This is a genomic window from Streptomyces sp. NPDC042102, from assembly GCF_055582305.1.
Genome location: NZ_JBVJDL010000001.1, coordinates 186,022 through 209,017 on the forward strand (window position 1 = coordinate 186,022; position 22,996 = coordinate 209,017).

A 22,996-nucleotide genomic window follows, 5' to 3' on the forward strand; every position below is an offset into this window, starting at 1 on the left:
CGACACGTTCGGGTAGACGATGACCCACCACGTGGAGTGCGTCGCGACAGCCACTGCGGCGGTCATCGCAATCGGCGTGTTCGCCTACGAAGAGTGACGGCCGTGCGGGGGATCGTGGCGGGGCCGGGGAGGGGTGTTCGGGCAGGGTGGTGCTGGGGCGTGACACTGACGGCCCTGCCTGAGGGGTCCGGGCTCGATGAGCACGCTGAGTGCATATCGTCCTACATGTGTGACTGTGGGTGACCGCCGCCCATGGCAGGCTCTCCGCCTGTCCGCACCTGCTCACAGGTGAGGAGTCACATGTCACGCAGGCACCGCCCCAGGAGAATCGCGGCGTCGCTCTCCGCCATCGCGGCCACCGCCCTCTTCGTCGCCGCGGTTCCGGCCACCGCCCACGACGGGGCCAGTCATCCCGATGAGGCCGCCGAGGCCGCGACGCTGGGGGCCGGGCATGCTCAGGAGCATGCCAAGATCCGCGCGGCGGCCCAGGCTCTGGGCGGGTACTCCCAGCTCGCGCGGATCGAGAGCCTGAGCAATCTGACCAGGTCCCAGGAGCTGGCGAACTCGAAGTTCCACCCCAAGGCGTTCGGGCAGTTCGCGGAGTACTTCCAGTCGCCCGATTTCGCCGCCCACATCGCCATGCTGCCCACCGGCAAGGTGCTGCTGTTCTCCTTCGAGCGCGTGGAGACCGACCCCACGGAGGAGCCGGCGCCGACCAACACGCTCGGGCCGGAGAACGCCGGCCGCGCCTTCCTCTGGGATCCCGGGAAGGGGACCGGCCCGGCAGCGTTCACCAAGGTCACCCCGCCCGAGCTGGTCGTGCCGGACGGTACGAACGAGCGGCGCCCGGCCCCCTTCTTCTGCGCCGGGCACGCCTTCCTCCCCAACGGCATGCTCGGCGTCTTCGGCGGGAACCTCGGCTACGGCGGAGGCGCCGGAGCGAAGCTGTCCCTCGTCTTCGACCCGTGGACCGAGACGTGGGTGGTCAACAAGGACATGGCGGTGGGCCGCTGGTACCCGTCCGTCGCCACTGCCCCCGACGGGCGGCTCCTCATCATGTCCGGCCACACCGAACAGGGCTGGGGCACCTCCACCTCGGTCATCGAGCGGTTCCCGGCCAAGACCCACCCGGTCCCCTACGAGAAGACCCTGATCCCGCGGGGCTTCCCCACCGACACCCTGGCCGTCGACGCCCCGTTCGGCGAGGACAGCGACTACCCGCACCTGTTCACCCTGCGCGACGGCAAGGTGTACGGCCTGGGCCGCCACGCCACCAAGCAGTGGGCCTTCGACCCGGTCGCGGAAACGCGTGCAGACCTGCCTGCTCGCCCGGACGGCGTCCACCGCGGCTACGGCTCGGCGGTACCGCTGCCCGCCGGATTCCGCGGCCCGAACTCCGTACTGGTCCTCGGGGGTGACCGCGACGACCCCAACACCTACCAGCTCGCGAACGGGGTGTGGGAGAAGAAGCAGCCGCGCGCCTTCGGCCGGACCCAGGACAACACCCTCCTCCTCCCGGACGCGAGCCTGCTGACGGTCAACGGCGCCTTCGGCATCCGGGACTACGGAAACGGCGACTACAACCCCAAGTCCGACCTCAAGTACCGCCAGATCGAGACCCGCAACGCGCTCGGGGAATGGCGGCTCGGCCCCGTGCAGCGGCTGCCGCGCGGCTACCACTCCAACGCGGTCGTCCTCCCCGACGGCCGGATCATGGTCACCGGCGACGAACTCCAGCAGCTCGCCAACGACCCGAAGATCGACGACGACATGAACGGCAGTATCGAGATCTTCGAGCCCGCCTACCTCCACCAGGGTGCCCGGCCCAAGCTCGACAACGTACCGAGCGTCCCGATCGGCTACGACTCCCGCTTCAGGGTGACGACTTCGACCCCCGGTCAAGTCAAGAAGGCCATCCTGCTGGCGCCGACCACCGCGACCCACGCGCTCAACACCAGCCAGCGCCATCTGGAGCTGCGGATCGTCCAGCGTCAGGGCAACTCGATCGGGCTCCAGGCCCCGCCCTCCGCCAATGACGCCCCACCCGGCTACTACATGCTCTTCCTGCTCGACGAGAAGGGGGTACCGAGCACGGCCAAGTTCGTGTCCCTGCGCTGAACCGAACGAACGGGAGCGACGGCCCGGTCCCTGGATTCCCTGCTCTCCGGATCCTCGGGATCAGGGTCGGGCCGTCGCCCGTGCGTGGTCGTAGAGGCTGAACAGGCGCAGCCGGTCGGGGGCAGGACATGCTGAGCCGGGTGGCGGCCCCGCCCTGCGGCGCGCGCTGCGCGCCGTACCGGGACGCCACGGCCGCCAGGGGGTCCCGGGCGGTACGCAGGACGCGGTCCAGTACGAGGACGTCTTCGAAGCCCGCGTTGATGCCCTGACCGAGGAACGGCGTCATGGTGTGCGCGGCGTCCCCGACGAGCAGAATCGATTCACCGTGGTGCGGGGTACCGCACGTCACCTCCTCGATGCGGGACGCCGGACCGTGCGCCCGGGGCAGGCCGTCCCAGTCGACGCGGGCGGCGATGGAGCCGAAGTGCCGGCCGGCGAACTGCCGCAGGCCCAGGGCCCGCCGCATCCGCCTGTGGTCGGCCTCCGGGACGCAGAGCAGTCCGTGCCGGGCGAGCAGTCGGTGGCTCGCCAGCAGATCCTCCGGCAGGGCCGGCGGAAGCCGGGGGTAGTGGCTCAGTTCGGTGCTGAAGCGCCGGTCCGTGAGCACGGTGACGACCCAGCCGTGGGCGGCTGGCCACCAGTACACGGGAGTGTGTTCCCATAGCCGGTCCCAGGTGGGATGGGGGTCCCGGTCGAACTCCGGAGCGCCGGGGTCGAACACGAAGCTGTCTTGTCCGTCCGTCACGTCCTCGGTGTTCATGCGGCGGTTCCGCTCGGCCGGGGACGGCCGGCCGGTTCCGGAACAACCGCCTTCGGAGTGTCGGTCAGGGTGGGGTGCGGTCCGTCGCCGGTCATCCTCAGCAGACCGCGCAGGCAGCGGGCGGTCAGGAGCCAGTTCCTGGGGTTCTTCATGTCCAGGCCGCCGATGAGCTGCTTCAGCATCGTCAGGCTGTCGAAGTAGACCCGCTCGCAGACGAGGTTCTCCTCCGCGTCGAAGATGAAGTACGCGGTCATGCGGACCCGGAAGCGGCTGCCGGTGGGCGGGATCGTACCGAGCGGGCCGAGGTGGGTGCCCAGCAGCCAGAACTCGACGATGACGGCGTCGTCGCTGTGCCGCAACGCGATGATCTCGTGGTCCTGGTCGGGGAAGGCGGTACGGGTCTCGCGGTAGTAGGCGCGGACGGCGGCGTCCCCGTCGTGGACCGTCATCGTGGAGACGAGTTCGTAGTGGGGATGCGGGAACGTCGCGAGCACCTCGTCCCAGTCCTGGCGGACCTCGTCGTGGAAGTGGTCCAGGACCAGCTTCTGCCGTGCCGCGCGGGTCTTCTCGTCGATCACTGCTGCCTCCTTGAGCGGTCAGGGCGAGGGGAGAGCGGGGTCGATTCGCCGTTCGATGCGGCGGAGCATCGCCAAGCGGCTGCGGGCCACGCGCAGTTCACCGGCGCGCGCCGATGTGGCGGGGGACTGCGGGGCGCAGGCGGCCTCGGCCGCCACCTCTCGCGCGGCCGCGCGCAGCCGGGCCTCCATGGCGTTCAAGGTGAGGAAGACGCCGCGTTCCTCGTACTGCCACCCGTCCCGGGTCGGGTCCTTCTCCTCGACGATCGTGCTGATCCTGGGCAGGGTGTCGTCGAAGTCGGTGACCTGGACGGCGTAGAGGAAGTGCTCGATGGGTCTGTGCGGGCTGCGCTTGCTCAGGGCCATGCCCACGAAACCCGTGCAGGTGCCGACTTTGCCGACTGCTCTCCGCAGGTCGAAGCCGTGCTCCTCGGACGTCTCCCGGACGGCCGCCTCGAACGGGCTCTCGATCTCGACGGAGAATCCGTGCTCCAGGAGGAGGCGGACGAGCTGGTGGTGCAGGGCGTTGATGTCGGCCGCCCGGCGCCGGCAGGGATCCGGATCCGCCGGGTGGGGGGTGGGCCCGGGGAGGTCGGGGCGGGCGCCGAGGGTCTCTATCAGGTGCATCAGCCGGCGCATGCCGGTGGGGTTGGTCTCGATGGCTGCGTAGTGCAGTTCCGCTCTTCGGCGGGAACCCGGGTCCCACCGGGGGACGTCGACGGTGTGGATGCGGGTTCCCGGAGGGGGGATCCGGCCCGGGGCCAGAGGCTCCACGCGGCCGTCGGGGTGCTGGGCGAACAGGCCGCAGGGGCGGCCGTTGGGTATGTCCGGGTAGCCGGTGAACGTCGAGAGGATGGCGAGCGCTTCCGGCGTGAGCGGCGGAACGAGGGGCACGGCTTCGGACAACCCGCTTCCCTTTTCCGCTGTCGGGATGGCACGTGGGTCATTAGTGCCGCCTCGCGCCCCTGGGGGACAAGGGGTTTGCACGCCATTCGGGCCGCCGTCCGTACGCCACCGCCGCGGCCGGTACCGCCGGACGATCGGGAGGGCGCCCCGGCGTGCGCGTGCGCGTGCGCGGGCCGGCCACGCCGGGGAGGCGGCGCCGTCCGCGTGGACCAGGGCGACGACCACGGCCGGCACGCACCGGGCGAGCACGTCCTGGAGGCGGCGCAGGCCAGCACGAGCGCGCCGATGCGGGTGGCGCGCAGCCCGCGGTCGGCGAGGATGCGGGCCAGCACCGGGAAGGCGGTGATCGACCTCGCCACGCCCTGGAAGAGCGCGGGCCCGAGCGGGCCGTCCCCCGGCGGGAGGAGCGTCACGGCCAGGCCCACACCCAGGGCGAACGGCAGCGCGAGCGCGCCGAGGGACACCGCTGTGAGGTGCCGGCCGAGGCCCCGCAGGTGGGCGGGGTCCAGGCGCAGGCCCACGCCGAACATGAAGAGCACCAGCCCGAGCTGGGCGAGGACCCGTAAGGACGGCGGGACCTGCTCGGGGAACAGCAGGCCGGGAACGTCGCCCGGGAGCTGCCCGAACAGGCTGGGCCCGAGCACCACGCCCGCGACGATCTCCCCGACCACGGCGGGCTGCCGCAGGTGTACGGCGAGCCGGCCGCAGACGTGGGCCGTGGACAGGAGCAATGCGAGGGCCAGGGGCGGGGGCAGCGTCAGGGGCAGGGGGGCGCCGCCCGGTGGGCCGAGGCCGGGGGCGGGGGCAGTGGCCAGGGCGTGGCAGGGGAGGGCCTCGTGCGTGGTGTGCGGCGTGGGTATGTCTTCATTGGCCTGGCCGGGTGTCCAGCCGTCGGCCGCGCCTTCGTCACGTCCGGGCCTCGCCGACCCGTTCGATGGCGACCATCGCCGCGTCGTCGCCCAGCTGGCCGCCCGGGGTGTATTCCAGCAGGTCGGCGCACAGGTGGTGCAGCAGGGCGTCCGGGCCGTCGCCGAGCCAGTCGGCGGCGCGCTCCGGCAGCGGGTAGAACTCGCCGGCCTCGTCCCGCGCCTCGATGACGCCGTCCGTGTACAGCAGGATCACGTCACCGGGCTCGAAGGAGAAGGCCTGCGGGGTGGCGGCGGTCTCCATGAAGTCGGCCAGGCCCAGCGGCGGCGCCGGCTGGTCCACCTGCAGCGGGACGACCCGGCCGCCGCGCAGCAGCAGCGGCGGCGGATGCCCGCAGCTGATCAGGTGCAGGGTCATCTCCTGGTCGGGGATGTCGAGCACGGCCGCGGTGATGAAGCTCTCGCCGGGCGGGTCCGGATCGTCCGCCCCGGGTACGCCGTCCAGGTCCGCCGCGACCGCCGCCTCCAGGTGGGCGACCAGCTCCGGCAGGTCGACCTCCTTGTGGGCGGCCGCCCGGAACGCGCCGAGGACCAGGGCGGCGTCGCCGACCGCCTCCAGCCCCTTGCCGCGCACGTCCCCGACGATCAGCCGGGTCCCGTGCGCGGTGCGCGCGGCGGCGTACAGATCGCCGCCGATCTGCGCCTCCTCCTCGGCCGCGAGGTACACGGAGGCCACGCGCAGCGGGCCGATCCGGTCCCGCAGCGGTCGCAGGACCACCTGCTGCGCGGCCTCGGCCACCGAGCGCAGCTGGGTCAGCTGTTTCTCGTGGACCTCGCGGAGGTGGGCGAAGAGCGTGACGAACACCGAGATCAGGATCAGGGCGATGATCTGGAACGTGTGGTTCAGGTCGGTGAGCGTGGTGCGGACGATCGCCACCACCGCCTGGGCCAGCACCGCCACCGCCCCGACGAACCCCGTCATCCAGGGGCCGGCGAAGGAGGCGGTGAGCGCCGGGGCGGCCACCAGGAACGGCCCGAGGTGCACCTCGGGCGGGGCCAGGATGTCGACCACCGTGACGATCGCGATCAACGCGAAGGGGACCGACAGCAGCACCAGGCGCGACGGACCGGAGCGCCCGTGACTCAGGTACGTCAGCCGTTGATCCATGACTCCTGGATACACCGCCCTTATAGTTCGCGCGCACCGGACGGGCCGGGACCCGCGTGTCGCGCCCCGCGACCCGCGCGGGTCGGGCGGGTCGGGCGGGCTCCGGTCCGGTCAGCCGGACACCGCCGTCCCGTCGGTCGCGGCTGTCAGAGCCGTCAGGTCGGCCAGTACCTCGCAGGCCAGGACCGGGTCGAGATCGGCGACGCGCCAGGGATGCTCGCGCCGGGGGAAGTGGTCGCCGGGCAGCGTGTCCAGCCACACCGTCTCCAGGGTCTGGTCGGGGGTCCGGTCCACGTTTCCCACCTGTATGCCCGTCCGCAGCGCGATCACCACGTGGCACCGCTCGCCCAGCCGTCGCGAGATCCACCGCTCGGTGCCCGCGTCCGCCGGCGCGCCCCGCTCCCAGCCACGCCGGGTCAGCCCCAGCACCGCGCCCACGGGAACGGTGACGCCCTCGAAGCGGGCCAGCCGGTAGCCGCCGGACTCCTCGGCCGTCGGGGTGAACACCGGCCGCTCCAGCTGCGGGAACGGCTGCGTGAGCGCCTCGTCCGCGAACCGCTTCGACCACCGGGCCACCGCCCGCGCGCCCAGGAGCAGGGGGTGCGGCAGGGTGATCACCGCGTCGTCGGCCACGGTCACCGGCATGCCCTCGACGTCCGCGTACGAGCCATCCGGCGCGACCCGGAAGGCGGTGGGCGTGCCACCGGCCGCGGGCGCACCACCGGCCGCGGGCTCCGGCCCCGGCCCCACGTGCCACACCAGGCGCCGGGTCAGGTGCCCCACCAGGGGGTGTTCGACGAACAGCCGGCGGAACTCGGCGCCCGTCCACGCCCGCCCGCGCACCATCGCCGACTCCAGCCGCCGCACCTGGTCGGAGGCGGTTGCGCGGACCTCCTTCTTCAGCGCGGCGAACCGCTTGCGCCCGTCCTGCGCGAGCCCGGCGTCGTCCTGCGCGCCGGGCGCCGGCAGGTTCTTCAGACGCTTGCCCGCCCCGTCCAGGACGTACGGCGCCAGCTGCGCGTCGAAGCCGACCGTGAAGCGCCGCCCGCCGTAGTCGATCACCAGGGAGCCGGCCGCGTCGAGCCCGAGATCGGGCACCAGCCGGTCCGCCAGCTGCTCGCCGGTCAGCCCGAGACCGGCGGCGACCTCGTCCACCTTCTCCGTCGCCCGTGCCTTGAGGGCCTTGAAACGGACCCGCTGGGCGATCTGGTGCAGGCTCAGCAGCGCCGTGTCGGTGCCGATGGCCGCCAGTGCGTCCAGCCCGTCCACGGCCCGGTGGTGGGCGCCCTCGCCCGGCCAGGCCCGGATCACCGGGGCCAGCCGGCGGGCGGTCCCGTCGTCGCCCAGCAGCCCCAGCGCGTGCACCGCCCAGGCGTCACCCGGCTCCATGCCCGCCAGCCGCCACTCCTCGAACACCGCCCAGGCGAACGCGGCCAGCGACGCCGGCTCGGCCAGCGCACGGACCGCGGCGAGCCCCGGGTACGGGCTGTCGGACCGGGACAGCGCCAGCATCATCAGGACGTGCCGCGTCGCCGCCGCCGGCAGCGCGTTCCCGGAGCGCAGGGCGATCTGCGGCAGCACCCGCTCGTCCGCCCACGCGCCGGGCACCGGGAGCTTCGCCGGCAGCGCGGCCTCGAGCGGATCGGCGTCCAGCAGCACCTCGATGCCCGCGGCGGCCTCCGGCCCGTACCCGGCGGCGGCCGCGCGGACCACGTCCGCGCCGTGTTCCCGGGCGATCAGCAGCAGCGCCGCCTCGGCGGCCGTGCGGGCGCGGCCGGGGCGGGCGAGGGCGTCGGGCACCAGCAGGGGCGCGGCCCCCGCCGCGCCGTGCCGCAGCAGCCAGGCACGCGCGGTGCGCCCGGCGGCCTTGAGCCGGACGAGCCAGTCCGCCATCAGACGGGCGACGCGCACGTCCACGAACGGCAGCAGCAGCGGACCCATGCTGCCCGGCATCCGCTCCGCCACGACCAGGGCCGTGGGCAGCGCGACCGGCCCGTGCGCGGCGACGACCGGCCGGAAGGCATCCATCTCGTGGTACGTCCGCAGCGGGCCCTCCCACCGCTCCAGCAGCGGACGGACGACCTCCACCGGGCCCCGCGCGAACAGCCGCAGGGCGTCGTCCTCGCGCAGCCAGCCCGCGCGCAGCTGCCCGGCGAGCCGGTCCATGTCGGTCTCGGCCCAGGGGTTGGTCCACACCTCGGCCGCCGCCCAGCTCTCCCGCTCGCCCGGCAGCCACCGGACGTGCCCCTCCCCGGGGGCGGCCAGGCCGGTCACCACCGGCGCCTCGACGACCACCCGCTCGCGGGTCCACGGTGGGCTGGTCAGCACAGTGGGCAGGCCGGCGGCATCGGCCTCCGGCAGCCGGTCGTCCTCGCGGGCGAGCGGTCCGACGAGCGCGGCCGCCGCCTCGGGCAGGTCCGCCAGCGCGGCCAGCGTCTGCGCGCGGTGGGCGGCGACATGGCCGACCAGCAGCCGCCGGGTCGCGCCGCCGGCCTTCGCGGCCGCCGGGCCGTCCCCGGCCTCCTCCGCGAGCACCGCCTGCGCCAGCAGGCGCAGGGCCCGTACGGGGAACCGGCGCGCCGCCGCCAGCAGGGCCGGCCGTACCTGCTTGCCCCGTACGGCGTCCCGCGCGCCCTCCAGCAGGGCCGCGAACGCCGCGTCGGCGGGCAGCTCGGCCAGGCTCTCGGCGAGCATCCGCAGGGCCCCGGCGTCCAGCGGGTACGGCGGGTCGGTCAGCTCGGCCGCCAGCAGGGGCGCCAGCGCGGGCCCGATGCCCTCGGCGACGGTGGCGATCAGCGCCGGGTTCCAGCCGCGGTGGCCGAGGGCGAGGCGCGGCGCCCCGTCCAGCAGGAGGGCGAGCTGCTCGGCGGAGCCGAGCGCGCACAGCAGCCGGGCCCGGACGGCGAAGCCGGGGTGGGCCGCGGTGGCGCGGTCCGCGCAGCACTCGGTGACCCACGCCCGTTCGGTGGGCACGAGGTAGGAGACGGTCACGCGGCGGCGCGGGGTGTGCCGGTGGGCGGCCAGCGCCTCGACCGCCGCCGCGTACGTCGCCCCGTCCGCCACCGCCAGCAGGGCCCGCGCCCGGTCGGCGAGCGGCCCGGGCGCGCCGCCCCAGCCGCCACCGGACTCCGGCAGCCTGTCGACGCCCCCGGCGGTGCGGACGGTGCCGCTCTGGGTGTACCGCAGCCGGATCTCGTCGAACTCGACGGCGGCGCGGGCGGCGAAGGGCAGCCCGGAGGTGGTGGCCCAGGCGTCCACGACGAACCCGGCGTCGCTGACGCCGCCGTGGGTCGGCTGGGCGAGGACGGCGGCGCCCACCGGGTCGGGCCGTCCGTCCCGGTGGCGGCGGACCGCCGCCACGAGCTCGGGGTCGCTGTCCGGGGCGCCGAGCATTTCGGTGGTCCAGCCGGCGTCGCGGGCCAGCAGCCGCTCGGCCTTGGGCACCGCGCGCGGGTCGACCGCGGGCACCGGCCCGTGGGCACCACCGCGGCGCGGGTGGAGGTTCCGCTTCCAGCCGTCCGGCAGCGTGAAGACGTCCTCGGTGGTGTGGTCCTGGGTGTGGTCCTGGGTGTGGTTCTCGGTGTGGTCCTGGTCCTGTCGCACGGCCCCCGCCGCCTTTCTCCCGTGTGATCACCTGTACGCACCGTAGCGGTGGCCACTGACAGTGCCGGGCGGGGCAGGTGTTCAGCGGTCGACCGGCAGGCCCGTCGGTTCCTTGATGCGCTTCATGATGATCTGCGAGTTGACCTCGGTGACCCCGGACAGCGCCGTCAGCTGTTCGATCCACAACCGCTCGTACGCCCGCAGGTCCGCGACCGCGATCCGCAGCAGGCAGCCGGGGCTGCCGAACAGCCGGTACGCCTCGATGACGTCCGGAATGTCCTGGAGTGCCGCCTCGAAGGCCTCCACCGCCTCGCGGTCGCGCCGGACCTCCACCGAGACCAGCACCTCGAAGCCGCGGCCCACCGCCTCGGGGTCGATCACCGCGCGGTAGCCCTGGATCACCCCGTCCTGTTCCAACTGCCGTACCCGGCGCATGCAGGGGGAGGGGGTCAGCCCCACGCGTGCGGCCAGTTCCTGGTTGCTGAGCCGGCCGTCCTTCTGGAGCTCGCGCAAGATATCGCGGTCAATGGCGTCCATGGCGCAATCATCCACCATGGTGGGAGGGGAGGTGTGCCTCAGAACGCAAGCACATTGCGCGCCGACCTTCCTATGATTGCTGATTACCGCAAACACATTCGAGAACCACACCGAGGGGAAGGCAGGGGCCGTGGGACGGATCGTCGTCATCAGCACCGGCGGGACGATAGCGAGCCGCTGGCAGGGTTCCGGTTTCGCCGCCGACGCGGACGGCCGCGAGGTCATGGCCACCGCGCCGCTCCCCGAGGGGGTGGACGTCGAGGTCGTCGACCTGTTCAGCGTCAACAGCCCGCGGCTGACCACCGCCCACCAGCTGACGCTGCTGCGCACGGTCCACGAGGTGCTCGCCGACCCGGGCGTCGAGGGCGTCGTCGTCACGCACGGCACCGACACGCTGGAGGAGTCGGCCTTCCTCGTCGACCTCCACCACCACGACCCGCGCACGGTGGTGTTCACGGGCGCGCAGCAGCCGATGGGTACGGAGGACGGGGACGGGCCGGGCAATCTGTACGACGCCCTGCTCACCGCCGCCACCACCCGTGGCCTGGGCGTGCTGATCGCCTTCGCGGGCCGGGTCCATGCGGCCCGTGGCACCGTCAAGACCCAGACGCTGGCCGCCGACGCCTTCGCCGACCCTTCCGGCGAGTGGCTCGGCAAGGTCGGCTTCGGCAAGGTCACGGTGCTGCGCCGGCCGCGCCGCCACGAGCCGCTGGCGCTGCCCGCGATGCCGGAGCTCGCGCCGCGCGTGGACATGGTGATGCACCACGCCGACGGCGACGCGGTGCTGCTGAACGCCGCCGTCGAGGCGGGGGCCAAGGGTGTCGTCCTCGTCGCCACCGGTGCCGGCAACGCCACGCCGCAGATCGTCGAGGCCGTCCGGGACGCCGTTGCGCGCGGCGTGCTGGTGGCTCTGACGACCCGGGTCGCGGCCGGCCCGGTCACCGAGATCTACACCCACGGCGGCGCGGTGGACCTGGTCGCGGCGGGCGCGGTCCCCACGGGCACCCTGCGGGCGGGCCAGGCCCGCATCGCCCTGCTGGCGGCGCTGCTGGCGTCGGCGAACCCGGCCGAGCGGGTGCGGGTGCTGCGGGCGGCTCTGCGGGAGCCGGAGGCGGCGCTGGCCACGGCCTGACGTTCCCGGTGGGGCGAGGTGGGCCCCGGGCGTGCGGCCGCCGCTGGCCCTGCGGGCGGCTCCTTCCCCACCCCGCCCCTTCCCGAACCCGGGGCTCGGCCCCGGGGCCCCGCGCCTCAATCGCCGGCGGGGCTCAGAGATCGGGGGCTCCGCCCCCGTGCCCCCGCGCCTCAAACGCCGGCGGGGCTGGGATGGTGTCCGGCCCCGGGGCCCCGCGCCTCAAACGCCGGCGGGGCTGGAGTGGTGCTCGGTCCCGGGTCCCGCGCCTCAATCGCCGGCGGGGCTCAGAGATCGGGGGCTCCGCCCCCGTGCCCCCGCGCCTCAAACGCCGGCGGGGCTGGAGTGGTGCCCGGCCCCGGGTTCCGCGGGTTCGGGGCCGGGCCTTCGGCTCAGGGGCCCGTTGTGAATGCCGACAGGAGTTGGTCCGCCGCCGACGTGGCCGTCAGTTCGCCTTCGCGGACGCGCTGTTCCAGTGCCGGGGCCAGGGCGCGGACCGCCGGGTGCGAGCGGAGGCGGTCCAGGAGTTCGTCGCGGACCATCGACCAGGTCCACTCGATCTGCTGGTCCCGGCGCTTGGCCGCCAGCCGGCCCGTGGAGTCCAGGACCGTGCGGTGCTGCTCCAGCCGGTTCCACACCTCGTCCAGACCCAGCGACTCCCGTGCGCTGCACGTCAGGACCGGCGGGGTCCAGGCCGCGTCGGCCGGGTGCATCAGCCGCAGCGCGCCCGACAGTTCGCGGGCCGCGGCCTTCGCCTCCCGCTCGTGCGGGCCGTCCGCCTTGTTCACCGCCAGGACGTCCGCCAGCTCCAGGACGCCCTTCTTGATGCCCTGGAGCTGGTCGCCCGTACGGGCCAGGGAGAGAAGGAGGAAGGAGTCGACCATGCCCGCGACCGTCGTCTCCGACTGGCCCACGCCGACCGTTTCGACGAGGACCACGTCGTAGCCCGCCGCCTCCATCACGATCATGGACTCGCGGGTCGCCTTCGCGACCCCGCCCAGCGTCCCCGCCGAGGGGGAGGGGCGGACGAACGCCGCCGGGTCCACCGCCAGGCGTTCCATCCGGGTCTTGTCGCCCAGGATGGAACCGCCCGTACGGGTCGACGACGGGTCCACGGCCAGCACCGCCACCCGGTGGCCCCGCCCCGTCAGCAGCGTGCCGAACGCGTCGATGAAGGTGGACTTGCCCACCCCCGGCACCCCGCTGATGCCGATCCGGCGCGCCCGCCCCGCGTGCGGCAGCAGCTCCGTCAGGAGCGCCTGCGCCAGCGCGCGGTGATCCGGCCGGGTGGACTCGACGAGCGTGATCGCACGCGCGATCTGCGCGCGCTTCCCGTCGAGCACACCCTTCACGTACGCCTCGATGTCGATACGAGGGGGCATCCGGCGCCGCCCCCGCCTACAGCTCGTGACCGAGGTCCGCGGCCAGCCGCGACACCAGGTCGTGCGCCGCGTCCGGGATGACCGTGCCGGGCGGGAACACCGCCGTCGCGCCCATCTCCAGCAGCGTGGGGACATCGGCCGGCGGGATGACACCGCCCACCACGATCATGATGTCCTCGCGGCCCTCCTCCGCCAGCTGCTCGCGCAGCGCCGGTACGAGGGTCAGGTGGCCGGCCGCCAGCGACGAGACGCCCACCACGTGGACGTCCGCCTCGACGGCCTGGCGGGCCACCTCCGCCGGGGTCTGGAACAGCGGGCCGACGTCCACGTCGAAGCCCAGGTCGGCGAAGGCGGTCGCGATCACCTTCTGGCCCCGGTCGTGCCCGTCCTGGCCCATCTTGGCGACCAGGATGCGCGGACGGCGGCCCTCCGCCTCCTCGAACCGGTCCACCAGTGCGCGCGTGCGTTCCACGGCCGGGGACTCCCCTGCTTCGTTGCGGTACACGCCCGCGATCGTACGGATCTGGCTCGCGTGCCGTCCGTACACCTTCTCCAGCGCGTCCGAGATCTCGCCCACCGTCGCCTTGGCGCGCGCCGCGTCCACCGCCAGGGCGAGCAGGTTGCCGTCGCCGCGGTCCGCCGCGTTCGTCAGCGCCCGCAGCGCGTCCTGCGTGAGCGCCTCGTCGCGCTCCTCGCGCAGCCGCCGCAGCTTGGCGATCTGCTGGCTGCGCACCGAGGAGTTGTCGACCTTGAGGACGTCGATCGCCTCGTCGTTCTCCACCCGGTACTTGTTCACGCCGATCACCGGCTGCCGCCCGGAGTCGATCCGGGCCTGCGTACGGGCCGCGGCCTCCTCCACGCGCAGCTTCGGGATGCCCGCGTCGATGGCCCGCGCCATGCCGCCGGCCGCCTCGACCTCCTCGATGTGCTGCCACGCCCGCCGCGCCAGGTCGTACGTCAGCTTCTCGACGTACGCGCTGCCGCCCCACGGGTCGATGACCCGGCAGGTGCCCGACTCCTGCTGGAGCAGCAGCTGGGTGTTGCGGGCGATGCGCGCGGAGAAGTCCGTCGGCAGGGCCAGCGCCTCGTCGAGGGCGTTGGTGTGCAGCGACTGCGTGTGGCCCTGGGTCGCGGCCATCGCCTCGATGCACGTGCGCGTCACGTTGTTGAAGACGTCCTGCGCGGTCAGCGACCAGCCCGAGGTCTGCGAGTGCGTGCGAAGCGACAGCGACTTGGCGTTCTTCGGGTCGAACTGCTTGACCAGCCGCGCCCACAGCAGGCGGGCCGCACGCAGCTTGGCGACCTCCATGAAGAAGTTCATGCCGATCGCCCAGAAGAAGGACAGGCGCGGCGCGAACGCGTCCACGTCCAGCCCGACGGCCTGCCCGGCGCGCAGGTACTCCACGCCGTCGGCGAGGGTGTAGGCGAGCTCCAGGTCGGCCGTGGCACCGGCCTCCTGGATGTGGTAGCCGGAGATGGAGATCGAGTTGTAGCGGGGCATCTTCTGCGAGGTGAACGCGAAGATGTCCGAGATGATCCGCATCGAGGGCTTCGGCGGATAGATGTAGGTGTTGCGGACCATGAACTCCTTGAGGATGTCGTTCTGGATGGTCCCGGCGAGCTTGTCGGGGGAGACGCCCTGCTCCTCCGCCGCCACGATGTACAGCGCCAGCACGGGCAGCACCGCGCCGTTCATCGTCATCGACACCGACATCTTGTCCAGCGGGATCCCGTCGAACAGCTGCCGCATGTCGTAGATCGAGTCGATCGCCACGCCCGCCATGCCGACGTCGCCCGTCACCCGCGGGTGGTCGCTGTCGTAACCGCGGTGGGTGGGCAGGTCGAAGGCGACCGACAGGCCCTTCTGGCCGGCCGCGAGGTTGCGCCGGTAGAAGGCGTTGGACTCCTCGGCCGTCGAGAAGCCGGCGTACTGCCGGATCGTCCACGGCTGGTTGACGTACATCGTCGGGTACGGGCCGCGCAGGTACGGGGCCACACCCGGGTACGTCGCGAGGAAGTCCAGGCCCTCCAGGTCGCGCCCGGTGTACAGCGGCTTGACGCCGATGCCCTCCGGGGTCTCCCACAGCAGGTCACCGGTGGCGGAGCCGGTGGACTCCTTCACCGCCGCCCGCCACTGGTCCTCGGTGACCCCGGCGGCGGCGCCTGAGCCCAGGCCCAGCTCGGAAAAGTCGGGGATGCTCAAGGAGCCACTCCCATCCGGTCGAGTACGGAGGTCAGCACGGCGACGGCGTCACAGCCGGCGAAGACGTAGGCGTCCACGTCCGCCTCCGCCGTGCCCGGCCGGCCGGCGAGGAAGACCGTGGTCGCGCCGGCCGAGCGCAGCGCGGCCGCCACCGCCCCGGCCTGCTCCTCGTAGAGCGCGTCGCTGGAGCACAGCACGGCCATGCCGTCGGCGCCGGACGCGGCGTACGCCTGCGCGGCCGACGCCGCCGTGACCGTCACCGGGTCGTGCACGGCCTCGACGCCGCCCGCCTGGAAGAGGTTCGAGGCGAACGTGGCGCGGGCGGTGTGCGCGGCCGCCGGTCCCAGCGCGGCCAGGAAGATCCGGGGCCGGGCGCCGGTCGCCGCGAGGTGCGCGTCCGAGCGGGCGCGCAGGGCCTCGTACGCCTCGTCGCGACGGACCCGGGGCAGCCCGCCGGACGGCGCGGCGGGCGCGCTCTCGCGCTCCACCGGCTTCTCCGACAGCAGCGGGAACTCGCTGACGCCCGTGACGGGTTCGCGGCGCTTGGCCAGCTTCTTCGAGCGCTCCGCCCAGGTGACGGCGAGCGCGTCCGCGACCGTGCCGGAGCGCAGGCAGGCCGCCTGGCCGCCGGCCTTCTCGACGGACTGGAAGAACGCCCAGGCCGCCTGGGCGAGTTCGTCGGTGAGGCGTTCGACGTAGTACGAGCCGCCGGCCGGGTCGATGACCCGGGCCAGGTGCGACTCCTCCAGCAGGATCGTGGAAGTGTTGCGGGCGATGCGGCGCGCGAACGCGTCGGGCAGGCCCAGCTCGTGGTCGAAGGGGAGCACGGTGACCGAGTCCGCGCCGCCGACGCCCGCCGCCATGCAGGCGATGGTGGTGCGCAGCATGTTCACCCACGGGTCGCGCCGGGTCATCATCACCGGCGAGGTCACCGCGTGCTGCCGCTGGGCGCCCGCCTCCGGGACCCCGCAGGCCTCGGCGACGCGGGCCCACAGCCGGCGGGCGGCGCGCAGCTTGGCGATCGTCAGGAACTGGTCGGCGGTGGCGGCGTAGCGGAACTCCAGCTGCCGCAGCGCCGCGGCCGTCCCCAGGCCGCCGTCGGTCAGGGCGCGCAGGTACGCCACGCCCGTCGCCAGCGACAGGCCGAGCTCCTGGGCCGCCGAACCGCCGGCCTCGTGGTACGGCAGGGCGTCGACGGTCAGCGCGCGCAGGCCGGGCCGGCCGGCCGCGCTCTCGCGGGCCAGTGCGACGGCGGGCGCGAGGTCGAGGGCCTCGCCGGTGCGGGCCTCGTGGCCCAGCGGGTCGGCGCCGAGGTTGCCGCGCGCGGCCTCGGGGGCCACCCCGCGCTCGTCGTACAGCGCCAGCAGCGCGCGGGCGGCCCCGGCGTAGTCCGCACCGGCGTCCAGCACGACCGGCGCGAGGTCCAGGTAGACGCCGTCCAGGGCGCGGGCGAGGCCGTCGACGGGGATCCCGGCGCGGCCCACGGGCAGCCACAGCGAGGTGACGCCGTTCTCGAGGTCGCCGAGGACCGCCTCGTTCAGCCGCTCGGGGTCGGCGGCGACCAGCCGCTGCCGTACGTCCCAGCCGCCGGCGGCGTTGCCCACGGCCGTGCCGCCGCGCACGAAGGGAGCGAATCCGGGCAATCCGGTGCCGGCGTCCCCGGTGGTGGCAGCGGTGTACAGCGGGCGGGTGCTGAGCCCGTCCTCGAGCGTGGTGGACAACGCCTCTTCAGCTGCCTCGCCGGAAGCTTCCTTGCCCGACTTTCGCAGTACGCCCTCGACCAGGCGCTGCCACTGCTCATGTGTCGCGTCAGGGAATTCGGCGGCCAGAGAGAGCCCGTCATCAGGCAGGACCGTCATGGCTCGAATGCTAGGGGGGTCGCCTTAAGCACGCCTATATCCACTGCGTGTGATCTCCCCCTCTCATGTGAGACGGGAGGGGGCACGAAAGAGCGGCTCGGAGCCACGGTCGCCGCGGCCCCGCCGTCAGACCGTCAGGACGATCTTGCCCCGGGTGCGTCCGGAGGCGCTCAGCTCCCAGGCCTTCGCCGCCTCCTCCAGCGGCAGCGCGTGCGCGACGTTCACCGTGAGCTTGCCGGCGTCGGCCAGTCCGGCCAGGAAGGTGAGGTCGGCGGGGTCGGGCCGGACCCACAGCTGGTGGGAGCCCTTGGCCGCGGCCTCGACGTCGGCGATGGAGACCACCCGGTCGGGCCGGCCGGTCAGCGCCTGCAGGATCTCCACGGCGCCGTCGCCGTAGAAGTCGAGCCCGGCGGCCACGCCCTCGGGTGCCAGCGCGCGGATCCGGTCGGCCATACCGTCCCCGTACAGCACCGGTTCCGCGCCCAGGGAGCGCAGGAAGTCGTGGTTGTGCGCCCCGGCCGTACCGATGACACGGGCGCCGAGGGCCACCGCGATCTGCACGCCGAGCGAGCCGGTGCCGCCGGCCGCGGAGTGGATGACGACGGTCTCGCCGGAGCTCACACCGGCCCGCCGCAGCGACTGGTACGCGGTGAGGCCGGCCAGCGGTATGCCCGCCGCCTCCTCGAAGCTCAGCGCCCGCGGCTTGCGGGCCAGGGTGCGCACCGGAGCGGCGACCAGTTCGGCGTAGGTGCCCAGCTCCACCCACTCCTTGCGGACGTAGCCGTACACCTCGTCGCCGACGGCGTAGTCGAAGGTGTCCGCGCCGACGGCCTCCACGACGCCGGCGACGTCCCAGCCGGGGATGACCGGGTAGCGCACTTCGAGAAGGGGGTCGAGGTAGCCGGCGGCGAGCTTCCAGTCCACCGGATTGACCCCCGCGGCCCTGACGCGGACGAGCACCTCGTCGGGGCCGACCTTGGGCGTGGGCGCGTCGACTGCCGTGAGGGTGGCGGGAGTTCCGTATGCGCTGTACGTGATTGCCTTCATGATCACGCTCAACCCGGGGCGGGCCGCCCGCATTCCCCCGGGGTGCGTGGACCGCGGCGCGCGGGTGGTTCAGGCGGGCAGCGTGTTGCGGTGCGAGAGCCGCCGCGCCTTGCTCAGCAGGGCCTGGATCTGCGGGCCCGACTGCTCGACGTCGTCCAGCGGCGAGGGGAAGGGCAGGCGCGCGTCGCGGTGCCCGTCCCGGCTCTCCAGGCGCAGCGTGATGCCGTACCGGTCCATGGCGACCGGGAGGGCGCGCAGGACACCGCCGGCCGGCTGGGGGCGGACCAGCCGCAGCAGCAGGGTGACCAGCTCGGCGTGGTCGTCGAGGAGGTGGGTGAGCATGCCCGCCTCGTACGGGGCGAGCGGGTCGGGCTCGGCGATCTCCAGCTCGTCGAGGCCGACGTACGCCGTGCCCTCGGCGGTCTCCAGGACGGCCCGCCCGAACTCCAGGCAGGTGCTCTCGGTGCCCTCCTGCGTGTACGGGGTGAGGAGCCGGCCCAGGATCGTGACGCGGGCGCGGACCCGGTCGCGTACGGGCGTGGGCGCGACGTCGGTGAACTCCAGCCGGACGGCCGGGCGGTCCTCGGCGGCGGGGACCGAATCGGCGGGGTGCAGGTGCAGCCGGCCCAGCGGATCGCTGCCGTCCAGGTGGCGCACTTCGGCGCGCAGCCCGTCGGTGACCACGGTCATCGAGTGGGCGGCGGCCAGGACCGAGCGGACGCGTTCGGCGTCGGTGGGCCGGGCGGCGGGAGCGGCCGGGTGGGCGTGGGCGCCGAACATGCGCATGCGGATCTCTCCATGGTCCCGAGTGGGTTAGGTATGCCTAACCTAACCTATCTCGGTCGTGCGGAGTACCCGGCGTGCCAGCCGGCCCAGGGTCCGGTTGATCCGCTCCGGCGCGAGCCCCAGCGTGTGCCGCTGGTGCTGGTACACCTCCGGCGACAGCGGGCTCAGCAGGATGTCGACGCAGGCCTCCGGATCCTCGACGCCCGCGTCCGCGAGCAGCTCGCGCACGTGCGCGCGCCAGTAGCCGTACGCCGCGCCGCGGAACCGGGCCGGACCCGTCTCGGCGCCCAGGGCCAGCGGAAGATGGCGCTCCAGCAGGTCGACGGCGGCCGCGTAGAAGGCCGCCAGCCGCTCGGGGGCCGGCGCGCCCGGACCCAGCGGCGGCGGCCCGTACGCCAACTGCCCCTGGAGCATGCGCTCGTGCTCGTCGAGGAGGGCGACCGCGATCGAGGACGGGTCGGGGAAACGGCGGTAGAGGGTGGCCCGGCCGACCCCGGCCGCCTTGGCTATCTGGTCCATCGTGACCGTGCGCGGGTCGCGCTCGGCGAACAACTGCTCGGCCGCGGCGAGGATCTGGGCCCGGTTGCGCACCGCGTCGGCCCGCTGGCGCGGCCGTGCCGGGCGGGGGCCGAAGCCGGCCGCCCCGCCACCGCGCGGGTCGGGGCCCGTGCCGCGGCCCGTGTCGCGGACGCCGCGGAGCTCGTCGCCGTGTCTCATGGCGTGACGATACGTGGTTCGTGTCGGTGTTGGGCTGAACGGGTGAAACGAGGGAGGATGGGGGGATGCACAAGAAGCGTCTGGCCGAGGCGGCCCGGTGAGCAGGTACGACGTCACCGACGAACAGTGGGAGGGGCTCGCGCAGGTGGTGCCGCTGCGCAGCCGCAACGAGTGGCCGTCCCGTGTGGACCACCGCACCGTCCCCGCGCCCCACGGGCATGCCGCGGCCGAACAGCGGCGCATGGTGGTGATCCGCGTCCAGGTGTTCGCGGACGCGCGCGAGGTCGCCGAATACCTCATCGCGCAGATCCCCGTGCTGCTCGACCTTACGAGCGCGGACGCCGAGGTCGCCAAGCGCATCCTCGACTTCAGCAGCGGCGTGGTCTTCGGCCTCGGGAGCGGCATGCACCGCGTCGACCGCAACGTCTTCCTGCTGGCCCCGGTCGGTACCGAGGTCGAGGGCATCGCGGCGGGGGCCGTCCCCCGATCGTAGGAAGGTCGCGTCGGTGGAACGGTTCACCGGCGCCGTGCCCGGCCCGGCGCCCCGTAGCGTCCGCCCATGGACGCCATCACGGACGCCGGGCCGCCCGCCGGGGCCGCCGCCACCGCTCCCCTCGTTCCCTCCGCCCGGTCCGCCGGGGCCCGGCCCGGTCCCGCCGGCCCCGCCGCCCCGCCCGCCGGGGCACCGCCCGTTCCCCTCTTACGTCCCGCAGTCACCGAGCTGAGGCTGGACTCCTTCGGCCCGCACCGGCGGGCCGTGCTCCCGCTCGGTGCGGTCACCCTGCTCGCCGGACCGAGCGGCAGCGGCAAGTCCCGGGCGCTCGCCGGGTTCGAGGCCCTGGCGCGCCTGGGGTCCGGGGCGGGTCTGAGGGAGGTCTTCCCCGACCCGCGCGCCTGCGTCCCGGAGCGGGCCCTGCCCGACGCCCAGGGGCGGCGGGGGTTCCGGATCGGCTGCACGGTCGACGGCCCCGCCGGCCCGGTCCGCCTGGACCTCGCCGTCCAGGCCGAACCCGGCCTGCGCATCGTCGGCGAACGGCTCACCGCCGACGGCCAGATCCTGCTCACCACCGCCCTGCGCGACCCCGGCCGCCGCTGCGTCCAGGCCGCCTGGCTGACGGGCGGCACCACCGGCGTCACCCGGGCCCCGCTGCCCGACGACCGGCTCGGTACGGCCCTGCTCCCGCTCCGGGTCGCCGGCAGCACCCCCGCGCAGCTCCAGGTGCTGGCCGCCGCCGAGCAGGTCGTGGTCGCCCTGCGCTCGGTGTTCCCCTGCGACCCGAGCCCCGCCCTGATGCGCGAACCCGTCGAGCTCGGCGCCGGCCGGCTACTGCGCGGCTGCGGGAACCTGGCCGACGTACTGCACCGCACCCGCCACGAGTGCGCCACCCGCTACGGGCTGCTCGTCGGGGCCGCGCGCGCCGGCTGCGCGGGCCCGGTCCGCGACCTGGCCGCCCGGGCCCTGCCCGACGGCCGGCTCACGGCGGAACTCGTGCGCGCCGCCGGCCCCGGCGCCGGCCCGCCGTCCACCCCGCTGGCCCGGCTCGGCTCGGGCGAACTGCGCTACCTCGCCCTGGCGCTGGTCCTGCTGACGGGGCCCGGGGTGCTGGCCGTGGACCCGGCCGCCGAAGTGCCGGCCGCGCGGCAGGCGCTGACGGTCCTCGCCGACGGCTTCGACCACCGCATGGACCGGCGCCAGGTCGCCGAACTGCTGCGGCTGGCCCTGATGTGCGGCGGGCGCGGCCACGTCCGGCTGGCCGCGGAGGTCGGGGAGGCGACCGCGCGCCTGGCCCGTGAACTGCCCGGCGTGGCAGTGGTAGACCTGACCCCGTGAACGAGAAGTCTTCGAACGGTGGCGACGAGCGGCTCGCCCAGCTCCAGCGGCGGCTGGCCGACTTCGCCGCCGCGCGCGGCTGGGAGCCGTACCACACGCCCAAGAACCTGGCCGTGGCGCTGAGCGTGGAGGCGTCCGAACTGGTCGAGATCTTCCAGTGGCTGACACCGGAACAGTCGGCGAAGGTCATGGAGAAGCCGGAAACCGCGCACCGCGTGACCGATGAGGTCGCGGACGTGCTCGCGTATCTGCTGCAATTCTGTGAGGTTCTCGGGGTGGATGTGCTGGATGCGCTCGCCGCGAAGATCGACCGGAACGAGCACCGCTTCCCGGTGTCGGGTACTTCGACACCGAATCGTCACTCTTCGGAGTGATGGCGTCGTCCACAACCATGTTTGTGTCCAGAGATTTCCGAATACCCCTGGCTTTACTGGCCCGTTGCCTTCACTCTGGGTAGTGGTGAGAAGGTCGGGATGTCGTGCGGACGGGGGACGGCATATGGATGCGGTGCGGCTCATCGCAGCCGGTCGGCATGCGCTGGCGCAGAGCGGGGCGGCGATGGACATCGTGGGCGAGGCCTGGCAGGCCCAGGCGCTCGCCCAGGGACTGGGGAACTGGCTCTCGGTGGGCGGACCACCGGAGCTGAGACAGGAGGCACGGGGGCTGGACGAGGCGGGAGGCAGAGGCTGCGGGGTCTTCGACCGCGCGGCGATAGGCAGCAGCGACAGCAGAGCACCCGACCACCCGCCGCGCGCGGCGCAGCTGACGGAGGTGTCCGATGTCCGTCAGGCCCTGCTGGGGCTCCAGGCGCTGCTGGGCGAAGTGGGGATCGCGCTGGTCGGGGTGGCGTGCGCCACGGACGACGAGGGCCTGTACTGGCAGTGCATAGAGTCGATCGACGCGGCGGACGAGGCCGGCGACCGGGTCCGGGCGATCCTGCGCCGGCTCGCGGTCCGCGAACGGGGATCGGCCTCCGGAGTGCTCTGAGGGCTCTGAGGTCCGAGGCCGGGGATCCGCGGTCCGGGACCCGGGGTCCGGGATCCGTGGCCCGGAGTCGAGGCCTGCGCCGGACCGGGCCGGCTCGGGTCCCGCCGCGGGCCAGGGGTCCGTGCGGCGGGACCCGCGAGGGTCACGAGGACCAGGAGCCGCTGTCAGGGGCGCGTTCCGCGGCCGGCCGCGGGGACTGCTGCGGGGACGCGTGCGACGACGACTGCGAGGACGACTGCGAGGACGACTGGAGGTCGGCGTCGAGCTGCGAGAGGTCGGCGTTGAGTGCGGCCATCAGCTCTTCCATCTGCTGGAGGAGACCCTTCGGCGCACCGCTCCGCACGGGTGCCGCGGGGTCCTGCCCGGTGTGCTCGGGCACGGGTCCGGTGTGCTCCGGCACGGACTCCTGGGACATGGCGGCCTCCTCGGCCCGGGCCCTTCCGCGTGGCGGAAGGGGGTGGGTGGACGCACCGGTCGTCAGCCGCCGGCGCGCGGGCCGGGCGGTCCGGCTCCGATCGAGCC

Annotated in this window: 18 protein-coding genes and 2 pseudogenes; 6 read left to right on the plus strand and 14 right to left on the minus strand. The window is 74.0% G+C overall.

Going from position 1 to position 22,996, the window contains the following annotated elements; translation table 11 throughout:
• Nucleotides 1-300: 300 nt before the first annotated feature.
• On the plus strand, nucleotides 301-2,118 hold the full coding sequence (locus ACZ6KO_RS00760; RefSeq protein ID WP_469298287.1) for a galactose oxidase-like domain-containing protein: 1,818 nt from the start codon (nucleotides 301-303) through the stop codon (nucleotides 2,116-2,118).
• Between the two features lie 226 nt (nucleotides 2,119-2,344).
• Here the strand turns inward: ACZ6KO_RS00760 and ACZ6KO_RS00765 are convergent.
• The 7 genes and pseudogenes from ACZ6KO_RS00765 to ACZ6KO_RS00795 form a co-directional block, all read right to left on the minus strand.
• A pseudogene (locus ACZ6KO_RS00765) lies at nucleotides 2,345-2,878 on the minus strand (FAD-dependent oxidoreductase); the annotation flags it as partial.
• Nucleotides 2,875-3,456, minus strand: a complete 582-nt coding sequence (locus tag ACZ6KO_RS00770) for an ester cyclase (protein ID WP_469298289.1) — start codon at nucleotides 3,454-3,456, stop codon at nucleotides 2,875-2,877. The gene ACZ6KO_RS00770 and the pseudogene ACZ6KO_RS00765, both read right to left, overlap by 4 nt.
• A gap of 18 nt (nucleotides 3,457-3,474) precedes the next feature.
• A complete protein-coding gene (locus ACZ6KO_RS00775) occupies nucleotides 3,475-4,359 on the minus strand; it encodes a hypothetical protein (protein ID WP_469301604.1) in 885 nt (294 codons plus the stop codon).
• 272 nt (nucleotides 4,360-4,631) lie between these two features.
• Nucleotides 4,632-5,090 (minus strand): annotated as a pseudogene (locus ACZ6KO_RS00780) (cation:proton antiporter domain-containing protein); the annotation flags it as partial.
• Between the two features lie 175 nt (nucleotides 5,091-5,265).
• Entirely contained in the window at nucleotides 5,266-6,393 is a 1,128-nt protein-coding gene (locus ACZ6KO_RS00785) for a PP2C family protein-serine/threonine phosphatase (RefSeq protein WP_469298291.1), read from the minus strand.
• Nucleotides 6,394-6,504: 111 nt separating this feature from the next.
• Nucleotides 6,505-9,996 carry a DUF4132 domain-containing protein gene (locus tag ACZ6KO_RS00790; RefSeq protein ID WP_469298294.1) on the minus strand — a complete coding sequence of 1,164 codons (3,492 nt, stop codon included), beginning with the start codon at nucleotides 9,994-9,996 and terminating at the stop codon, nucleotides 6,505-6,507.
• A gap of 81 nt (nucleotides 9,997-10,077) precedes the next feature.
• A complete protein-coding gene (locus ACZ6KO_RS00795; RefSeq protein WP_401455351.1) occupies nucleotides 10,078-10,533 on the minus strand; it encodes an Lrp/AsnC family transcriptional regulator in 456 nt (151 codons plus the stop codon).
• A 130-nt stretch (nucleotides 10,534-10,663) separates the two neighbouring features.
• Here ACZ6KO_RS00795 and ACZ6KO_RS00800 point away from each other — a divergent pair, with 130 nt between their 5' ends.
• Nucleotides 10,664-11,665 (plus strand): asparaginase, encoded by a 1,002-nt coding sequence (locus ACZ6KO_RS00800; protein WP_469298296.1) that lies wholly within the window; start codon nucleotides 10,664-10,666, stop codon nucleotides 11,663-11,665.
• Between the two features lie 389 nt (nucleotides 11,666-12,054).
• Here ACZ6KO_RS00800 and meaB read toward each other — a convergent pair whose 3' ends face one another.
• The 6 genes from meaB to ACZ6KO_RS00830 all read right to left on the minus strand — a co-directional run bounded on the left by meaB (nucleotide 12,055) and on the right by ACZ6KO_RS00830 (nucleotide 19,656).
• The gene (gene meaB, locus ACZ6KO_RS00805; protein WP_469298300.1) at nucleotides 12,055-13,044 is read right to left on the minus strand and encodes a methylmalonyl Co-A mutase-associated GTPase MeaB; all 990 of its coding nucleotides are present in this window, start codon (nucleotides 13,042-13,044) and stop codon (nucleotides 12,055-12,057) included.
• A 16-nt stretch (nucleotides 13,045-13,060) separates the two neighbouring features.
• Nucleotides 13,061-15,247 carry a methylmalonyl-CoA mutase gene (gene scpA / locus ACZ6KO_RS00810; protein ID WP_469298302.1) on the minus strand — a complete coding sequence of 729 codons (2,187 nt, stop codon included), beginning with the start codon at nucleotides 15,245-15,247 and terminating at the stop codon, nucleotides 13,061-13,063.
• Complete coding sequence (locus ACZ6KO_RS00815) at nucleotides 15,244-17,106, minus strand: methylmalonyl-CoA mutase family protein (protein ID WP_469298304.1); 1,863 nt, start codon at nucleotides 17,104-17,106, stop codon at nucleotides 15,244-15,246. Before ACZ6KO_RS00815 ends, scpA begins: the two co-directional genes overlap by 4 nt.
• A 126-nt stretch (nucleotides 17,107-17,232) precedes the next feature.
• Nucleotides 17,233-18,153 carry an NADP-dependent oxidoreductase gene (locus ACZ6KO_RS00820; RefSeq protein ID WP_469298306.1) on the minus strand — a complete coding sequence of 307 codons (921 nt, stop codon included), beginning with the start codon at nucleotides 18,151-18,153 and terminating at the stop codon, nucleotides 17,233-17,235.
• A 69-nt stretch (nucleotides 18,154-18,222) separates the two neighbouring features.
• A complete protein-coding gene (locus ACZ6KO_RS00825) occupies nucleotides 18,223-18,939 on the minus strand; it encodes a DUF2470 domain-containing protein (protein ID WP_469298308.1) in 717 nt (238 codons plus the stop codon).
• Between the two features lie 42 nt (nucleotides 18,940-18,981).
• Entirely contained in the window at nucleotides 18,982-19,656 is a 675-nt protein-coding gene (locus ACZ6KO_RS00830) for a TetR/AcrR family transcriptional regulator (RefSeq protein WP_469298311.1), read from the minus strand.
• A 97-nt stretch (nucleotides 19,657-19,753) separates the two neighbouring features.
• Here ACZ6KO_RS00830 and ACZ6KO_RS00835 point away from each other — a divergent pair, with 97 nt between their 5' ends.
• The 4 genes from ACZ6KO_RS00835 (at nucleotide 19,754) to ACZ6KO_RS00850 (ending at nucleotide 22,474) form a co-directional block, all read left to right on the plus strand.
• A complete protein-coding gene (locus tag ACZ6KO_RS00835; protein ID WP_469298313.1) occupies nucleotides 19,754-20,149 on the plus strand; it encodes a cell division protein SepF in 396 nt (131 codons plus the stop codon).
• 66 nt (nucleotides 20,150-20,215) lie between these two features.
• Nucleotides 20,216-21,487, plus strand: a complete 1,272-nt coding sequence (locus ACZ6KO_RS00840; protein WP_469298316.1) for an AAA family ATPase — start codon at nucleotides 20,216-20,218, stop codon at nucleotides 21,485-21,487.
• Complete coding sequence (locus ACZ6KO_RS00845) at nucleotides 21,484-21,861, plus strand: nucleotide pyrophosphohydrolase (protein WP_469298319.1); 378 nt, start codon at nucleotides 21,484-21,486, stop codon at nucleotides 21,859-21,861. Before ACZ6KO_RS00840 ends, ACZ6KO_RS00845 begins: the two co-directional genes overlap by 4 nt.
• Before the next feature lie 124 nt (nucleotides 21,862-21,985).
• The gene (locus ACZ6KO_RS00850) at nucleotides 21,986-22,474 is read left to right on the plus strand and encodes a DUF6099 family protein (RefSeq protein WP_469298322.1); all 489 of its coding nucleotides are present in this window, start codon (nucleotides 21,986-21,988) and stop codon (nucleotides 22,472-22,474) included.
• A 142-nt stretch (nucleotides 22,475-22,616) separates the two neighbouring features.
• Here the strand turns inward: ACZ6KO_RS00850 and ACZ6KO_RS00855 are convergent, their stop codons facing one another.
• Nucleotides 22,617-22,889 (minus strand): hypothetical protein, encoded by a 273-nt coding sequence (locus ACZ6KO_RS00855; RefSeq protein WP_469298324.1) that lies wholly within the window; start codon nucleotides 22,887-22,889, stop codon nucleotides 22,617-22,619.
• Nucleotides 22,890-22,996 lie beyond the last annotated feature (107 nt).

What these genes read in the sequence shown, in the direction of transcription:
- ACZ6KO_RS00760 (WP_469298287.1), top strand. Translation starts at nt 301, where the DNA reads ATGTCACGCAGGCACCGCCCCAGGAGAATCGCGGCGTCGCTCTCCGCC.
- ACZ6KO_RS00785 (WP_469298291.1), bottom strand. Translation starts at nt 6,393, where the DNA reads ATGGATCAACGGCTGACGTACCTGAGTCACGGGCGCTCCGGTCCGTCG.
- ACZ6KO_RS00795 (WP_401455351.1), bottom strand. Translation starts at nt 10,533, where the DNA reads ATGGACGCCATTGACCGCGATATCTTGCGCGAGCTCCAGAAGGACGGC.
- meaB (WP_469298300.1), bottom strand. Translation starts at nt 13,044, where the DNA reads ATGCCCCCTCGTATCGACATCGAGGCGTACGTGAAGGGTGTGCTCGAC.
- ACZ6KO_RS00815 (WP_469298304.1), bottom strand. Translation starts at nt 17,106, where the DNA reads ATGACGGTCCTGCCTGATGACGGGCTCTCTCTGGCCGCCGAATTCCCT.
- ACZ6KO_RS00820 (WP_469298306.1), bottom strand. Translation starts at nt 18,153, where the DNA reads ATGAAGGCAATCACGTACAGCGCATACGGAACTCCCGCCACCCTCACG.
- ACZ6KO_RS00825 (WP_469298308.1), bottom strand. Translation starts at nt 18,939, where the DNA reads ATGCGCATGTTCGGCGCCCACGCCCACCCGGCCGCTCCCGCCGCCCGG.
- ACZ6KO_RS00830 (WP_469298311.1), bottom strand. Translation starts at nt 19,656, where the DNA reads ATGAGACACGGCGACGAGCTCCGCGGCGTCCGCGACACGGGCCGCGGC.
- ACZ6KO_RS00840 (WP_469298316.1), top strand. Translation starts at nt 20,216, where the DNA reads ATGGACGCCATCACGGACGCCGGGCCGCCCGCCGGGGCCGCCGCCACC.
- ACZ6KO_RS00850 (WP_469298322.1), top strand. Translation starts at nt 21,986, where the DNA reads ATGGATGCGGTGCGGCTCATCGCAGCCGGTCGGCATGCGCTGGCGCAG.
- ACZ6KO_RS00855 (WP_469298324.1), bottom strand. Translation starts at nt 22,889, where the DNA reads ATGTCCCAGGAGTCCGTGCCGGAGCACACCGGACCCGTGCCCGAGCAC.